This is a genomic window from Pseudomonas sp. BNK-30, assembly GCF_047456185.1.
GTDB lineage: Bacteria > Pseudomonadota > Gammaproteobacteria > Pseudomonadales > Pseudomonadaceae > Aquipseudomonas > Aquipseudomonas putida_E.
In genome coordinates this window covers 3,636,199-3,649,914 of record NZ_CP179904.1, presented here as the reverse complement: position 1 = coordinate 3,649,914, position 13,716 = coordinate 3,636,199, and the positions used below count along the sequence as shown (strand labels likewise).

General features: G+C 62.8%; 14 protein-coding genes. 8 read left to right on the top strand and 6 right to left on the bottom strand.

Annotated elements, in window-relative coordinates; all coding sequences use genetic code 11:
• Window positions 1–2: 2 nt before the first annotated feature.
• The 3 genes from ACMGGN_RS16950 to ACMGGN_RS16940 all read right to left on the bottom strand — a co-directional run bounded on the left by ACMGGN_RS16950 (window position 3) and on the right by ACMGGN_RS16940 (window position 2,846).
• Window positions 3–461 (bottom strand): tripartite tricarboxylate transporter TctB family protein, encoded by a 459-nt coding sequence (locus ACMGGN_RS16950; RefSeq protein WP_115273690.1) that lies wholly within the window; start codon window positions 459–461, stop codon window positions 3–5.
• A gap of 83 nt (window positions 462–544) precedes the next feature.
• Window positions 545–1,525, bottom strand: a complete 981-nt coding sequence (locus tag ACMGGN_RS16945; RefSeq protein WP_115273691.1) for a Bug family tripartite tricarboxylate transporter substrate binding protein — start codon at window positions 1,523–1,525, stop codon at window positions 545–547.
• Between the two features lie 31 nt (window positions 1,526–1,556).
• Window positions 1,557–2,846, bottom strand: a complete 1,290-nt coding sequence (locus tag ACMGGN_RS16940) for an OprD family porin (RefSeq protein WP_161872334.1) — start codon at window positions 2,844–2,846, stop codon at window positions 1,557–1,559.
• Between the two features lie 200 nt (window positions 2,847–3,046).
• On the opposite strand from ACMGGN_RS16940, the gene ACMGGN_RS16935 reads away from it, so the two are divergent.
• The gene (locus ACMGGN_RS16935) at window positions 3,047–3,718 is read left to right on the top strand and encodes a response regulator (protein WP_012312981.1); all 672 of its coding nucleotides are present in this window, start codon (window positions 3,047–3,049) and stop codon (window positions 3,716–3,718) included.
• A complete protein-coding gene (locus tag ACMGGN_RS16930) occupies window positions 3,711–5,090 on the top strand; it encodes a sensor histidine kinase (protein ID WP_046784942.1) in 1,380 nt (459 codons plus the stop codon). Before ACMGGN_RS16935 ends, ACMGGN_RS16930 begins: the two co-directional genes overlap by 8 nt.
• A 40-nt stretch (window positions 5,091–5,130) precedes the next feature.
• Here the strand turns inward: ACMGGN_RS16930 and ACMGGN_RS16925 are convergent, their stop codons facing one another.
• Both ACMGGN_RS16925 and ACMGGN_RS16920 read right to left on the bottom strand, forming a co-directional pair.
• On the bottom strand, window positions 5,131–5,937 hold the full coding sequence (locus tag ACMGGN_RS16925) for an HDOD domain-containing protein (RefSeq protein WP_046784943.1): 807 nt from the start codon (window positions 5,935–5,937) through the stop codon (window positions 5,131–5,133).
• A gap of 31 nt (window positions 5,938–5,968) precedes the next feature.
• On the bottom strand, window positions 5,969–6,910 hold the full coding sequence (locus ACMGGN_RS16920) for a YgfZ/GcvT domain-containing protein (protein ID WP_414156142.1): 942 nt from the start codon (window positions 6,908–6,910) through the stop codon (window positions 5,969–5,971).
• A 133-nt stretch (window positions 6,911–7,043) separates the two neighbouring features.
• Between ACMGGN_RS16920 and ACMGGN_RS16915 the strand changes: the two genes are divergently transcribed.
• Complete coding sequence (locus ACMGGN_RS16915) at window positions 7,044–7,298, top strand: succinate dehydrogenase assembly factor 2 (protein ID WP_008094993.1); 255 nt, start codon at window positions 7,044–7,046, stop codon at window positions 7,296–7,298.
• Window positions 7,282–7,740: a protein YgfX gene (locus tag ACMGGN_RS16910; RefSeq protein WP_046784945.1), complete on the top strand. Its 459-nt coding sequence runs from the start codon at window positions 7,282–7,284 to the stop codon at window positions 7,738–7,740. The genes ACMGGN_RS16915 and ACMGGN_RS16910 overlap by 17 nt, the downstream gene beginning before the upstream one ends.
• Before the next feature lie 52 nt (window positions 7,741–7,792).
• Here ACMGGN_RS16910 and nadB read toward each other — a convergent pair whose 3' ends face one another.
• On the bottom strand, window positions 7,793–9,397 hold the full coding sequence (gene nadB, locus ACMGGN_RS16905; RefSeq protein WP_125924242.1) for an L-aspartate oxidase: 1,605 nt from the start codon (window positions 9,395–9,397) through the stop codon (window positions 7,793–7,795).
• Window positions 9,398–9,832: 435 nt separating this feature from the next.
• Here nadB and rpoE point away from each other — a divergent pair, with 435 nt between their 5' ends.
• The 4 genes from rpoE to ACMGGN_RS16885 all read left to right on the top strand — a co-directional run bounded on the left by rpoE (window position 9,833) and on the right by ACMGGN_RS16885 (window position 13,630).
• Window positions 9,833–10,414, top strand: a complete 582-nt coding sequence (gene rpoE / locus ACMGGN_RS16900; protein ID WP_003252049.1) for an RNA polymerase sigma factor RpoE — start codon at window positions 9,833–9,835, stop codon at window positions 10,412–10,414.
• A gap of 31 nt (window positions 10,415–10,445) precedes the next feature.
• Window positions 10,446–11,036, top strand: a complete 591-nt coding sequence (locus ACMGGN_RS16895) for a sigma-E factor negative regulatory protein (protein WP_115273695.1) — start codon at window positions 10,446–10,448, stop codon at window positions 11,034–11,036.
• A 12-nt stretch (window positions 11,037–11,048) separates the two neighbouring features.
• Entirely contained in the window at window positions 11,049–12,014 is a 966-nt protein-coding gene (locus ACMGGN_RS16890; RefSeq protein WP_115273696.1) for a MucB/RseB C-terminal domain-containing protein, read from the top strand.
• A gap of 209 nt (window positions 12,015–12,223) precedes the next feature.
• Complete coding sequence (locus tag ACMGGN_RS16885) at window positions 12,224–13,630, top strand: DegQ family serine endoprotease (RefSeq protein WP_196998204.1); 1,407 nt, start codon at window positions 12,224–12,226, stop codon at window positions 13,628–13,630.
• Window positions 13,631–13,716: the final 86 nt, after the last annotated feature.

Genomic DNA, 13,716 nt, shown 5'->3' with positions numbered 1-13,716 from the left:
TGTCAGTTCTCCAGTACGCTCAGCAGGCCGAGGGGCAGGGGCACATCCATCACGCGGTCGAACAGCCAGTAGAGGAACAGGCTCATGCCCACCACCACCAGGGTGCTGCGTAACCAGCGGCCGCCGTACAAGCGGGCCATAGGGATGCCAACCAAGATGGCGCTGAGGATGAAGCCCAAGGCTTCAAAGGTGCTGGCGAAGAGCAGCAGCAGGCCGACGCAGGCGGCAATCTTGGTCAGGGTTGCGCGGTCCAGCGCAGGCTCGTCGTCCTTGTGCACGATGGGCGTGGGGCGTATGGCGAGATAGAGCAGGCCTAGGCTCATCAGCCCAAGCATCAACAGCGGGTAGGCACGTGGGCCGACCGGTTCGTAGGAAAAGGCCGCCTGGTAGGGCCAGGCCATCACGGCCAGGACGGCGCACAGCGCCAGCAAAGCCAGGGCGAAGATGCGTTGCAGGATCATTGGGAATCCTCATTGAGGTTGCAGTGGCCGTAAAGGCCTATTCGCCGGCAAGCCGGCGATGGGGCCAGTACATGCACCCAGGCTTACTGAACCAGGCCGAATTCCTTGGCCAGTGCCTTGTAGTCCGCCACTTGCTTCTTCACATAGGTGTCCAGTTCGTCACCTGTCATGGCGAACGGGAACAGCTCGCGCTGGTCACGCAGCTTGGCGAAGTCTTCAGAGGCGAGCATCTTGTCGAAGGAGTCCTTCCACCAGGCGTACTCTTCATCGCTCACTTTCGGCCCAAGGTAGAAACCGCGCACCACCGGCCAGACGATGTCGTAACCCTGCTCCTTGGCGGTGGGGATGTCTTTCATCTCCGGCTCGTCCAGGCGGTTTTCCGAGAACACCGCAAGGATGCGCATGTTGCCGCTCTGGATGTGTGGCATGGAGTCGGAGATGTCGGTGGAGCCGACCTGGATGTGGCCACCTAGCAGCGCGGTGGCGATTTCACCGCCCCCTTCCAGGGCCACATAGCGCAGGTCGCGGGGGTTGATGCCGGCGGCCTTGGCGATAAGAGCAGTCTGCATCCAGTCCTGGCTGCCGACGGTGCCACCGGAGCCGATCACCACCTTGCTCGGGTCTTTCTTCAGCGCCGCGACCAGGTCATCGAGGGTCTTGTAGGGCGAATCGCTTTTCACGGCAATGGCGCCGTAGCTGGTGCCGACCGCCGCCAGCCATTTCACGGCATTTTCGTCGAAGCGGCCGAACTTGCCCTGGGCCAGATTGAGCAAGGAGCCGCTGGACCACGCCACCAGCGTGCCGGCATCGCCCGGGCGCTGCGCTACCACGGCGTTGTAGGCCACTGCGCCGACACCGCCTGGCATGTAGGTGACGCGCATTGGTTTGCTGAGGATCTTTTCCTGCACAAGGGCGCTTTGCACCAGTTTGCAGGTCAGGTCGAAACCGCCGCCGGGCGAGGCCGGGGCGATGCATTCGGGGCGTTTGGGTTCGGCGGCGAGGGCATTGCCGGCCAGCAGCAGGCAGCCGGTAGCCAGGGCGAGGCGGCGCAGTGAAAAGGTCATCGTCTATCTCCGTGAGCGTTGTTGTTATGGGTTACCACAGGGCGACGCTGTAGCTCACCAGCAGCCGCACTTCGTCGGCATCGCGGGCGAAATTCGAACGGAAGGTGGCGTTGCGCAGGCGCACGGCGACGTTTTTCAACGGGCCGCTTTGTACCACGTACTTGAACTCGGTATTGCGCTCCCACTCCTTGCCCTCGCTGCCATCGGCGCGGCTGACGTTGTCGCCGTTGATGTAGCGGGTCATGAAGGTCAGGCCAGGGACGCCCAGCGCTGCGAAGTTGTAGTCGTAGCGCACTTGCCAGGAGCGCTCGTCGGCGCCGGCGAAGTCGTTGATCTGCACGAAGTTGACCAGGTACGGGTTGGCACCATCGACATAAGGGAAGGCGCTGTCACCTGACAGGTGCTGGTAGGCGGCGCTCACCTTGTGCCCGCCCAAGGCATAGCTGAACATGCCGTTGACGGTGGTGTTGTCGATGTTGCCGGCCTTGGCCTGGCCCTGATCATCGCTCACTGCCAGGCGCAGGTCTGCACCGAAGGTGCCCGGGCCCCAAGGCTGGGTGGCGACCATGCCGAGGAAGTGCTGGCGGTAGATGTCGTCGAGCTGGCCGAAGTGGTAGCTGCCGGTGATGCGATCGGTGAATTGGTAGTCGACGCCCGCCAGGTCGAGGTTGTCTGCCGCGAACGTGCCGCCGAAGCGACCGTTCTTGTTGTTCAGGGTCAGGTCTTCCCAGTTGGTGTCGTTGCGATCCTTGACCTTTTCCAGGCGCCCGCCGGTGAAGGTGAGGTTCTGGATTTCTTTCGAGGTGACCAGGCCGCCCTCGAAGGTCTGCGGCAGGATGCGCCCGTCGTTGGGCTGCAGGGTCGGCAGTTCGGGGATCAGTGAACCGATTTTCAGTTCGGTCTCGGACACTTTCACTTTGCCGGTCAGGCCGAGCTTGGAGTACTCATCGGCGGCCTTGCCATCATCGTGGGTCGGCAACAGGCCGGAGCCTGCGCGGTCGGGGCTTGAGTCGAGCTTGATGCCGAGCATGCCCAGGGCGTCCAGGCCAAAGCCCACGGGGCCGTCGGTGTAGCCGGATTCGAAGTTGAGCATCAGGCCCTGGGCCCACTCTTCGCGCTTGGATTGCTGTGCACTGGTGCCGTCGCGGAAGTCGCGGTTGAAGTACATGTTGCGGGTTTCGAAGGTTGCCGTGCTGTCTTCGAAGAAGGCGGCCTGGCTCATCGGGGCGACGCCGGCAAGCGCAAGGGCGCAGGCATAGGCGTATGGGCGTGCGGATGGGGAACGGGTAGGCGCGAACGCCTGCGGCTGCGATGACAGCATCGGGGATGACTCCGTTATTGTTCTTATTCGTTGCACCTTGCTGGTGCTTTATTTCGGCGCGTGGGGCGACCGTGGTGCGATGCTAGGTAACGAACCTTTCGCTAACCTTTCAGCCTGAAAGGTTTGTTACAAGGGGCTTCACAGACCGGGCGACAGCGGTACACTCCGCGCCACCGCCCCACCCGAGCAGGGAGAATCCGATGCGTGTGCTGCTGGTCGAAGACCACGTACAACTGGCCGAAAGCGTGGCCCAGGCCCTGAAGAGCCATGGTTTGACCGTGGATGTGCTGCATGACGGCGTGGCCGCCGATCTGGCTCTGGCCAGCGAGGAGTACGCCGTTGCCGTGCTCGATGTGGGCCTGCCGCGCATGGACGGCTTTGAGGTGCTGGCCCGCCTGCGCGGGCGCGGCAAGACCCTGCCGGTGCTGATGCTGACGGCGCGCAGCGATGTGAAGGACCGGGTGCATGGCCTGAACCTGGGCGCCGACGATTACCTGGCCAAGCCCTTCGAGCTGACCGAACTGGAAGCACGGGTCAAGGCCCTGCTGCGCCGCAGCGTGCTCGGCGGCGAGCGCCAGCAGCGCTGCGGCCCGCTGGTGTATGACCTTGATACCCGGCGGTTCGCCCTGGGCGAGGACAACCTGACCCTGACCTCCCGTGAGCAGAGCGTACTTGAGGCGCTGATCGCACGCCCCGGCCGGGTGATGAGCAAGGAGCAATTGGCCGCCCAGGTCTTCGGCCTGGACGAAGAGGCCAGCCCCGACGCCATCGAAATCTACATCCACCGCCTGCGCAAGAAGCTCGACGGCCAGTCGGTGGCCATTGTCACGTTCCGTGGCCTCGGCTACCTGCTCGAGCACCGCGATGCGTGACAATGGCAGCCTGCGCGGGCGCTTGCTGGGCAACCTGGCGCTGTTGCTGGTAGTGCTGATGCTGGCCAGCGGCCTGAGCGCCTACTGGAATGGCCGCGAGGCTGCCGATACCGCCTACGACCGTACTTTGCTGGCATCGGCGCGGACCATCGCTGCCGGCCTGTCCCAGCGCGACGGCACGCTCAGTGCGGACGTGCCCTACGTGGCGCTGGACACGTTTGCCTACGACAGCGCCGGGCGCATTTACTACCAGGTGCTGGACATCAACCAGAAACTGATCTCGGGCTACGAGAACCTGCCGCCACCCCCGCCGGGCACACCGCGTACCGACGATTACCCGGCGCTGGCGCGCTTCTACAACGCCACCTACCTCGGGCAGGACGTGCGTGTGGTCAGTCTGCTCAAGGCGGTCAGCGAGCCAAACATGAACGGCATGGCTGAAATCCGTGTGGCCGAGACGGAGGAGGCGCGGGTGAGGATGGCGCGCGGGCTGATGGCCGATACCCTGCTGCGCCTGGGCATGCTGGCGCTGGGGGCATTGGGGATGGTCTGGTTCGCCGTGAGTGCGGCGCTGCGCCCGCTGGAGCGTCTGCGCAAAGCCGTGGAAGAGCGCCAGCCGGATGACCTGCGCGCGCTGCCGCGGGTGCAGGTGCAGCGTGAGCTTGACCCGCTGGTGCGTGCCTTGAATCACTTCACCGAACGCTTGCGAGGGCAGTTCGAGCGCCAGGCGCAGTTCATTGCCGAGGCCGCCCACGAACTGCGCACGCCATTGGCAGCGCTCAAGGCGCGGGTCGAGTTGGGCTTGCGCTCGAAGCAGCCCGAACAGTGGCACCAGACGCTGGAGTCTGCCGCCCAAGGCACTGACAGGCTGACCCATCTGGCCAACCAGCTTTTATCGTTGGCACGGGTGGAAAATGGCGCTCGGGCAATCGCCGAAGGTGGCGCTCAGCGCCTGGACCTGAGTCAGCTGGCACGCGAGCTGGGCATGGCGATGGCACCGCTGGCGCATAAACGGGGCGTGGCCCTGGCGCTGGAGGCCGCGGCGCCGGTGTGGCTCAAGGGGGAGCCGACGCTGCTCAACGAGTTGCTCAGCAACCTGGTGGACAACGCGCTGGCACATACCCCGGCGGGCGGTAATGTGATCTTGCGGGTTCTGGCGCCAGCGGTACTGGAGGTCGAAGATGATGGCCCGGGTATCCCCGAGGATGAGCGCGAGCGGGTATTCGAGCGCTTCTATCGCCGCAGTGCCCAGGGAACTGGCTTGGGGTTGGCGATTGTGGGTGAGATCTGTCGCGCGCACCTGGCGCAGATCAGTCTGCATGACGGCGAGAATGGCGGGTTGAAAGTGCGAGTGAGTTTTATCGCTGACTGATGGCTTGCCTGTGCAGAACCTTTGGCGGGCAAGACGCTGGCTAGCGCAGCATGCTCCGCGCTTCCAGCAGTTCGCCAATCTCCAGTTCCGTGCCAAACGGCAACCCCAGGTGCCGATAGGCCGGCAACGCCGCCAGCGGCCGGCTGCGTCCGCGCTGGCTGAGGCAGCGGGCAATCTGCACCACGTCGATGTAGTCCACTTTGTCGGTGCGCCGGTCCAGGTCTTGAACCTGGCTTGGCAAGTTGACCAGTTGCTCGGGGAACTCCCATGACGAAAGTATCTTGTCGCCCAGCACAGGCTGGATCTGCTCGATCACGTAGTGCAGGCATACCGGGTCGGAGAGCAGTTCGTTGTGCTCTTCGGCGTAGATCAGCACCGGCAGCGCGCCGATCTGGTTGACCAGGCCGCCGAGGGTGGCCTGGTCAGGCTTGAGGTGGGTAAAGCGGCGGCAGATTTCGTAGCTGATGCCCGCGACTTCGAGGCTGTTTGCCCAGATATCCCTCAATTTTTGCTCAACTGCCGATGAGCGTGCATGAAAGATCTGCTCGATCACCAGGCCGATGGCCAGGTTGCAGCTGTAGTTGATACCCAGGCGGGTGATGGCCGTGTGCAGGTCGGTGACCTCGATCGCCGCCCGCAGCAGCGGGCTGTTCACCACCTTGATCAGGCGGGCGGAGAGGGCAGCATCGCGGCCAATCACCTTGCTCAGCGCAGCAACGCTGATTTCCGTGTCCTCGGCAGCCTCGCGGATGCTCAGGGCAACTTCCGGAAGGGTCGGCAGAACCAGGTCATCGTTGGCGATGGCAGCCAGCAACTGTGCTTGAACCATCTCGGCCAGCTTGTTCATGTACTTCTCTACAGCAGGGGTGGCGGGCTGGTCAGCGCTGGATTTCCCGGTCGCGATCCAGTTCGTAAGGCAGGCTCGAGACCTGCAGGCGTGGGCCTTGCAGGCTGCCCAGGTGCAGGTTGTCGTCTTCCACGGCCTCGGCACTGAGTACCGCAAGCAGCTCGCAGCCCTGACCCGTGCTGGCCGCGATGACCACTTCCCCGACCGATGAACCATGGGTCGGCGAGAAGATTTGCGCACCCGGGGCAGGAATATCCTGCTGGTCCAGCAGCAAGCGGTACTGACGTCGCTTGAGCTTGCCCAAGTACTGCATGCGGGCGACGATTTCCTGGCCGGTGTAGCAGCCCTTCTTGAAACTCACGCCATCGACCGCCTGCAAATTGATCATTTGCGGGATGAACAGCTCACGGGTCGGGCCCATGACCTGGCCGATGCCAGCACGGATCTGCCCCAGCAGCCAGTCGTTGAGAGGCCCTTGCGGCAATGCGCTTGCCAGTTGTTCACGCACGCTGGCGGCGGCGTCCGCCGGTACCCAAAGTTCCACGCGACCTTCGGAGACGGCCACGGCGATCAGGCCTTCATGGCGTTCGGTGGCGCCGGCGCTGGTCGGCACCTTCAAACCCAGAGTCCGCAGCGCCGCATCACCGCCCTGCAGGCCGAAACGCGCCCAGGCGGCGCTTTCGTCGCTGAGCGTGGCTTTGGAAAACACGGCGTATTTTTTCAGGTCGGCCAGCTGCGCCTCGAGCAGTTCGCTGGCCATGGCCAGCAGGTAGCCGTTGCCTTCGGGCAGGATGCGGAAGCTCGACTGCATGCGCCCCTTGACCATGCAGCGGGCGCCAAGGCTTGCGTGCTCGGGGCTGAGGTAGTTGATGTTGCAGGTCAACTGGCCCTGCAGGAACTTGCCGGCGTCGGAGCCGCGGACGGCGAGGATGCCCTCGTGGGACAGGGGGCTGTAGAAAGCGGAATCGGCCATGGGGGATCGCGGTGGCTAAAGACTGGCGGCCATCATAGAACGCCAGTAACAAAATAGGTAGGTGACTAGACCAACGCCTCGTGCCGCTTCGTGCGCCTGGCTGTATACTGGCCGCCCATTTGAGGAGGGCCCCATGGTCGAACAAACTGAACTCAACCGGCTTTTCTGGCACAGCCGCCGCGGCATGCTGGAACTCGACGTACTGCTGGTGCCTTTCACCCAGGAGGTCTACCCGACCCTGAGCGAAGCCGATCGCGAACTCTACGTTCGCCTGTTGAGCTGTGAGGATCAGGACATGTTCGGCTGGTTCATGGAGCGCACCGAGTCCGAAGACCCGGAGCTGCAGCGCATGGTCCGCATCATTCTGGACCGTGTCCAGCCCAAGTGAGTGTTTCGAGTGCCGTTGGCAGGGCTCGCGCCTGCTGCTGACGGCCTACCTGATCTGCCAGGTGCTGGCGTTGCTTGCCTTGTGGCTGAGTGCGCTGCCCTGGTGGCTTTCCCTTCCTGCCTCCGTCGCTTGTCTGGCCCATGCCTGCTGGGTGATCCCCCGACGCATACTGCTGACCCATGCTCAAGCCGTCACTGGCCTGCGCCGGGATGCTTGCGGCTGGCAGCTTTTCAGCCGTGCCGGGGGCTGGCAGGCGGTGCGTCTGTGTCGCGACAGCGTGGCGCTGCCGGGCCTGGTGGTATTGCGGTTCGCAAGGCCTGGGCGCTGGTTGGGCGAGAGTCAATGTGTTGTCGGCGATGCGCTGGCGGCGGATCAGCATCGGCGCCTGCGGGTACGGCTGAAATTCAGTCGGCGCAGGTGGGCTGAGGTCGCGGCACGCTAGTCAGGTGCCGCGTCGCCCCTTTGCGGTTTTACCCGCGAAGGGGCATCGATCTTCAGGCTGGGCTCAGTATGGTGTCCTTGGCCTCAGCCAGCATCCCGGGGTAATCCAGGGTGTAGTGCAACCCGCGGCTTTCCTTGCGCTGCATGGCCGAGCGGATCATCAGCTCCGCCACCTGTGCCAGGTTGCGCAACTCGATCAGGTCGCGGCTGACCTTGTAGTTGCTGTAGAACTCGTCGATCTCGTCCAGCAGCAGGCGCACGCGGTGCTCGGCACGCTGCAGGCGCTTGCTGGTGCGCACGATACCCACGTAGTCCCACATGAACCGCCGCAGTTCGTCCCAGTTGTGCGCAATGATCACATCCTCATCCGAGTCGGTGACCTGGCTGGCATCCCAGCAGGGCAGGGCTTTGGGCATGGCAATCTGCGCCAGACGGGCCTCGATGTCCGCGGCAGCGGAACGGCCGTAGACGAAACACTCGAGCAGCGAGTTGCTGGCCATGCGGTTGGCGCCGTGCAGGCCGGTGAAGCTGGTCTCGCCGATGGCGTACAGGCCCGGGACGTCGGTATGACCGCGATCGTCGACCACCACCCCGCCACAGGTGTAGTGGGCGGCGGGCACTACCGGGATCGGCTGACGGGTGATGTCGATACCGAAGGCCAGGCAACGCTCATAGACCGTCGGGAAATGGCTTTTGATGAAGTCGGCCGGCTTGTGCGTGATGTCCAGGTAGACGCAGTCCACGCCCAGGCGCTTCATCTCATGGTCGATGGCCCGGGCTACGATGTCGCGGGGAGCCAGTTCTTCGCGTGGGTCGAAGCGCGGCATGAAGCGTTCACCATTGGGCAGGCGCAGCAGGGCGCCTTCGCCGCGCAGGGCTTCGGTGATCAGGAAACTCTTGGCCTGCGGATGGTAGAGGCAGGTGGGATGGAACTGGTTGAATTCCAGATTCGCAACCCGACAGCCGGCGCGCCAGGCCATGGCGATGCCATCGCCGCAGGCACCATCGGGGTTGCTGGTATACAGGTAGACCTTGGCGGCGCCGCCGGTGGCAAGCACGGTAAATCGCGCCCCGAAGGTGTCCACCTCACCACTGTTGCGGTTCAGCACGTAGGCGCCCAGGCACCGCGCGCCTGGCAAGCCCAGGCGCCGCTCGGTAATCAGGTCGACCGCCACTCGTTGCTCAAGCAGTTCGATGTTGGGGCGTTTGCGGGCTTGCTCCAGCAACGTGGTGAAAATGGCTGCGCCCGTGGCATCGGCGGCATGGATGATGCGTCGGTGGCTGTGCCCGCCTTCGCGGGTCAGGTGAAATTCGAAGCCGCCATCGTCAACGCTGGAGTGCTCATCGCGGGTAAAGGGCACGCCCTGTTCGATCAGCCACTCAATGGCTTCGCGGCTGTGCTCGACGGTGAATCGCACGGCATCTTCGTGGCACAGCCCGCCGCCGGCATTGAGAGTGTCCTCGACATGGGACTGCACGGTATCGGTGTCGTCCAGTACCGCGGCCACGCCACCTTGGGCCCAGAAAGTCGAGCCATTGGCCAGGTCGCCCTTGCTCAGTACGGCGATGCGCAGGTGGGCGGGAAGGTTGAGTGCCAGGCTGAGACCGGCTGCGCCGCTGCCGATCACCAGGACATCATGTTGGAATTGTTGGCTCATGTCGGGACACTAGTAATCTTCGGAGGGGGCACGGCACAATAGACACGCGTAGATGGCATTGTGAAACTATCGTGAATAGAGGCCGGGTTGCCTTTATAGCAGCCTGCGGTGGCCAATTTCCATGCCACTTGCGACGTTAGGGCAATCTTCGTGGGAACTTTCCTACATGGCTGGAAATCCTATGAAGGCTGCCCGTGCGCCATCATTTCGCGCGGCGACGCGTGGCGGCGGCTCTATCCGGGCTGACACCTGCGTATCCGAAACCTGATTATCGACGCTGCCGGCCGTGCCCGCGCCGCGTCTTCCGTGCGAGCCAGTCAAGGGCCGCAGGAAACTTGCTTGGAGGAGAGAACTTTTGCGAAAAGCCCGAGTCTATGTTTGCAAGCCCGAACGATGGCTGATGCAACGCTCCTTCGAGTTCACTGAGGAGTGTTCATGCTAACCCAGGAAGAGGATCAGCAGCTTGTCGAGCGCGTGCAGCGCGGTGACAGGCGAGCGTTCGATCTGTTGGTGCTGAAGTATCAGCACAAGATTCTCGGGTTGATCGTGCGGTTCGTTCACGATACCCACGAGGCCCAGGATGTAGCGCAGGAAGCCTTTATCAAGGCCTACCGTGCGCTTGGCAATTTCCGCGGTGACAGTGCGTTTTATACCTGGCTGTACCGCATCGCCATCAATACGGCGAAGAACTATCTGGTGTCCCGTGGAAGACGGCCGCCAGACAGCGATGTGAGCTCCGAGGATGCGGAGTTTTACGACGGCGATCATGGCCTCAAGGATCTCGAGTCCCCAGAACGCTCCCTGTTGCGGGATGAAATCGAAGGCACAGTCCATCGCACCATCCAGCAACTGCCTGAAGATTTGCGCACGGCTCTGACCCTGCGTGAGTTCGACGGGTTGAGTTACGAAGACATTGCCAGTGTCATGCAATGTCCGGTGGGTACCGTGCGCTCTCGAATCTTCCGCGCTCGGGAGGCCATAGACAAAGCCCTGCAGCCCTTGTTGCAGGAAACCTGAGACAGCGGCGACAGCCAAGAGAGGAACCGCCATGAGTCGTGAAGCTTTGCAGGAATCGCTGTCCGCGGTAATGGATAACGAAGCGGACGAACTGGAATTGCGACGGGTGCTGAGCGCCGTCGACGATGCCGAAACCCGTGCCACCTGGTCGCGTTACCAGGTAGCCCGCGCAGCGATGCACAAGGAGCTGTTGCTGCCGAAACTGGATATCGCCTCGGCGGTGTCTGCCGCCCTGGCTGACGAAGCCGTACCGGCCAAAGTCAAGCAAAGCCCATGGCGCAGCATTGGCCGCCTGGCCGTTGCCGCCTCGGTTACCGTTGCTGTGCTGGCTGGCGTACGCATGTACAACCAGGACGAGATCACCGGCGCCGAGCTGGCTTCGCAGCAACCTGCCCAGCAAGGCCTGAGCATGCCACAAACTCAGGGCCCGGCTGTTTTGGCAGGCTATAGTGAAGGCAGTGAGCAACCGACCGGGCCGATGGCCAATGGCGTGCTGCAGAACCAGGCCGGCTGGGATCAGCGTCTGCCGGGGTATCTGCGCCAGCACGCGCAGGAATCCGCGCTCAAGGGTACTGAAACTGCCCTGCCGTATGCCCGCGCCGCCAGCCTGGAAAACCGCTAAGTAAGGAGGATCATGCGCGCGCTACCTCTCCTGTCACTGCTTGTAGGCAGTTGCATGACGGTGCCGGCGTTGGCAGCCAATTCGTCGCCCCAGGCAAGCGAATGGTTGAACAAGCTGGCACAGGCCGAACAAAGGCAGAGTTATCAGGGCTCCTTCGTTTACGAACGAAACGGCAGCTTTTCCTCCCACGACATCTGGCATCGGGTTCAGGACGGCAAGGTCAGCGAGCGATTGCTCCAGCTTGACGGTGCCGCCCAGGAAATCGTGCGGGTGGACGGCAAGGTGCAATGCGTCAGTGGTGCATTGGCCAGTGGCGTGAGCAACTTGCCCGATGCCGCGCCGCGCATGCTCGACCCCCTCAAACTGATGAGCTGGTACGATTTGGCTGTAGCGGGCAAGGCACGGGTCGCCGGGCGCGACGCGGTCATTGTCACGCTTACTCCGCGCGACCAGCACCGCTACGCATTTGAAATGCACCTGGACAGCAAAACCGGCCTGCCGCTACGCTCGTTGATGCTCAACGACAAGGGGCAGTTGCTCGAGCGCTTCCAGATGACGCGCCTTGATACCGATGACCTGCCTACCGATGCCGATTTGAAGGCCAGTGCCGCCTGCAAACCGGTAGAGCGTGTGGCCCGCCCCAAGACCGAAGCCGTTGCAGGCTGGCGCTCGGACTGGCTGCCACCGGGTTTCGAGCTGATCAACAGTACCGTACGGCGTGACCCTTCTGGCGATAGCACCATCAGCAGCCTCATGTATGACGATGGCCTGGCACGCTTCTCGGTGTTTCTGGAGCTGGTCACGGAAGATGCCAGCGCTGATGTGCGTACTCAGCTAGGCCCTACTTCGGCCGTTTCACGTCGCCTTAACACGCCCAAGGGTAAGGTGATGGTCACTGTGGTCGGCGAAATTCCATTAGGTACTGCAGAACGCGTCGCATTGTCGATGCGCCCACAGGATGCTCAGGCGCGTCAGTAATGGCGCCCTTTTTCGGCTCATGCCAAGGCGCACGGACATGCGGCTGAAATGAAATTAAAGCATTGTCATTTGCAATCCATCTGTAAATTTTCTATAGGTCAGGCTTCTTGGAGTCTGGCCTTTCCTGCTTTTGCAGGCGGTCTTACGCTAACTACGCTCGTTGTGACGGGAGCCGTATGTCAATACCACGCTTGAAATCCTACCTATCGATGTTCGCCGCCGTGCTGATGCTTGGCCAGGTGCTGACCGCCCAGGCCGAGGAGGCCCTGCCGGACTTCACCACCTTGGTCGAGCAGGCCTCGCCGGCCGTCGTCAACATCAGTACCAAGCAAAAGCTGCCTGACCGCCGTGTCGCTGCCGGTCAGATGCCGGACCTCGAAGGCTTGCCGCCGATGTTCCGCGAGTTCTTCGAGCGCAACATGCCGCAACAGCCGCGCTCGCCACGTGGTGACCGCCAGCGCGAGGCCCAGTCGCTGGGCTCAGGCTTCATCATTTCCAGTGACGGTTATGTGCTGACCAACAATCACGTGGTTGCCGATGCCGACGAGATCATCGTCCGTCTGTCCGATCGCAGCGAGCTGCAGGCCAAACTGGTCGGCACCGACCCGCGCACCGATGTGGCCCTGCTCAAGGTCGACGGCAAGAACCTGCCCACCGTCAAACTGGGCGACTCCGAGAAGCTCAAGGTAGGTGAGTGGGTGCTGGCCATCGGTTCGCCGTTCGGTTTCGATCATTCGGTGACCAAAGGGATCGTCAGCGCCAAAGGCCGCACCCTGCCCAATGACACCTACGTGCCCTTCATTCAGACCGACGTGGCCATCAACCCAGGCAACTCCGGCGGGCCGCTGTTCAACATGAATGGCGAAGTAGTGGGTATCAACTCGCAGATCTTCACCCGTTCGGGCGGTTTCATGGGCCTGTCGTTCGCCATCCCGATCGATGTCGCGATCGATGTCTCCAACCAGTTGAAGAAGGACGGCAAGGTCAGCCGCGGCTGGCTGGGCGTGGTCATTCAGGAAGTCAACAAGGACCTGGCTGAATCCTTCGGCCTCGACAAGCCGGCCGGTGCCCTGGTGGCGCAGGTGCTTGAAGATGGCCCGGCAGCCAAGAGCGGCCTGCAGGTGGGCGACGTGATCCTGAGCATGAACGGCCAGCCGATCGTCATGTCGGCCGACCTGCCGCATCTGGTAGGCACCCTGAAGGCTGGCGCCAAGGCCAAGCTTGAGATCATCCGTAATGGCAAGCGCCAGAACCTGGATGTGACCATTGGTGCGATGCCTGATGACGATGCCGATATCGGTACTGGTACGGGTGCCGATGGCAGTGCAGAGCGCAGCAGCAACCGCCTGGGTGTTTCCGTCTCTGACCTGACCGCCGAGCAGAAGAAATCGCTGGAGCTCAAGGGTGGCGTCGTCATCAAAGAAGTCCAGGATGGCCCGGCAGCCATGATTGGTCTGCGTCCGGGTGACGTTATCAGCCACTTGAACAACCAGGCGATCGCCTCGGCCAAGCAGTTCACCGAAATTGCCAAGGACCTGCCGAAGAACCGTTCGGTATCCATGCGCGTGCTGCGCCAAGGCCGGGCGAGCTTCATCACCTTCAAGCTTGCTGAATAAGCCGGCTTGCCGGTTGCAAAGGGCAGCTTCGGCTGCCCTTTTTCATGAGAGTTCACAATTCTTGGCGGGAGTCAGCCTGTATCGTG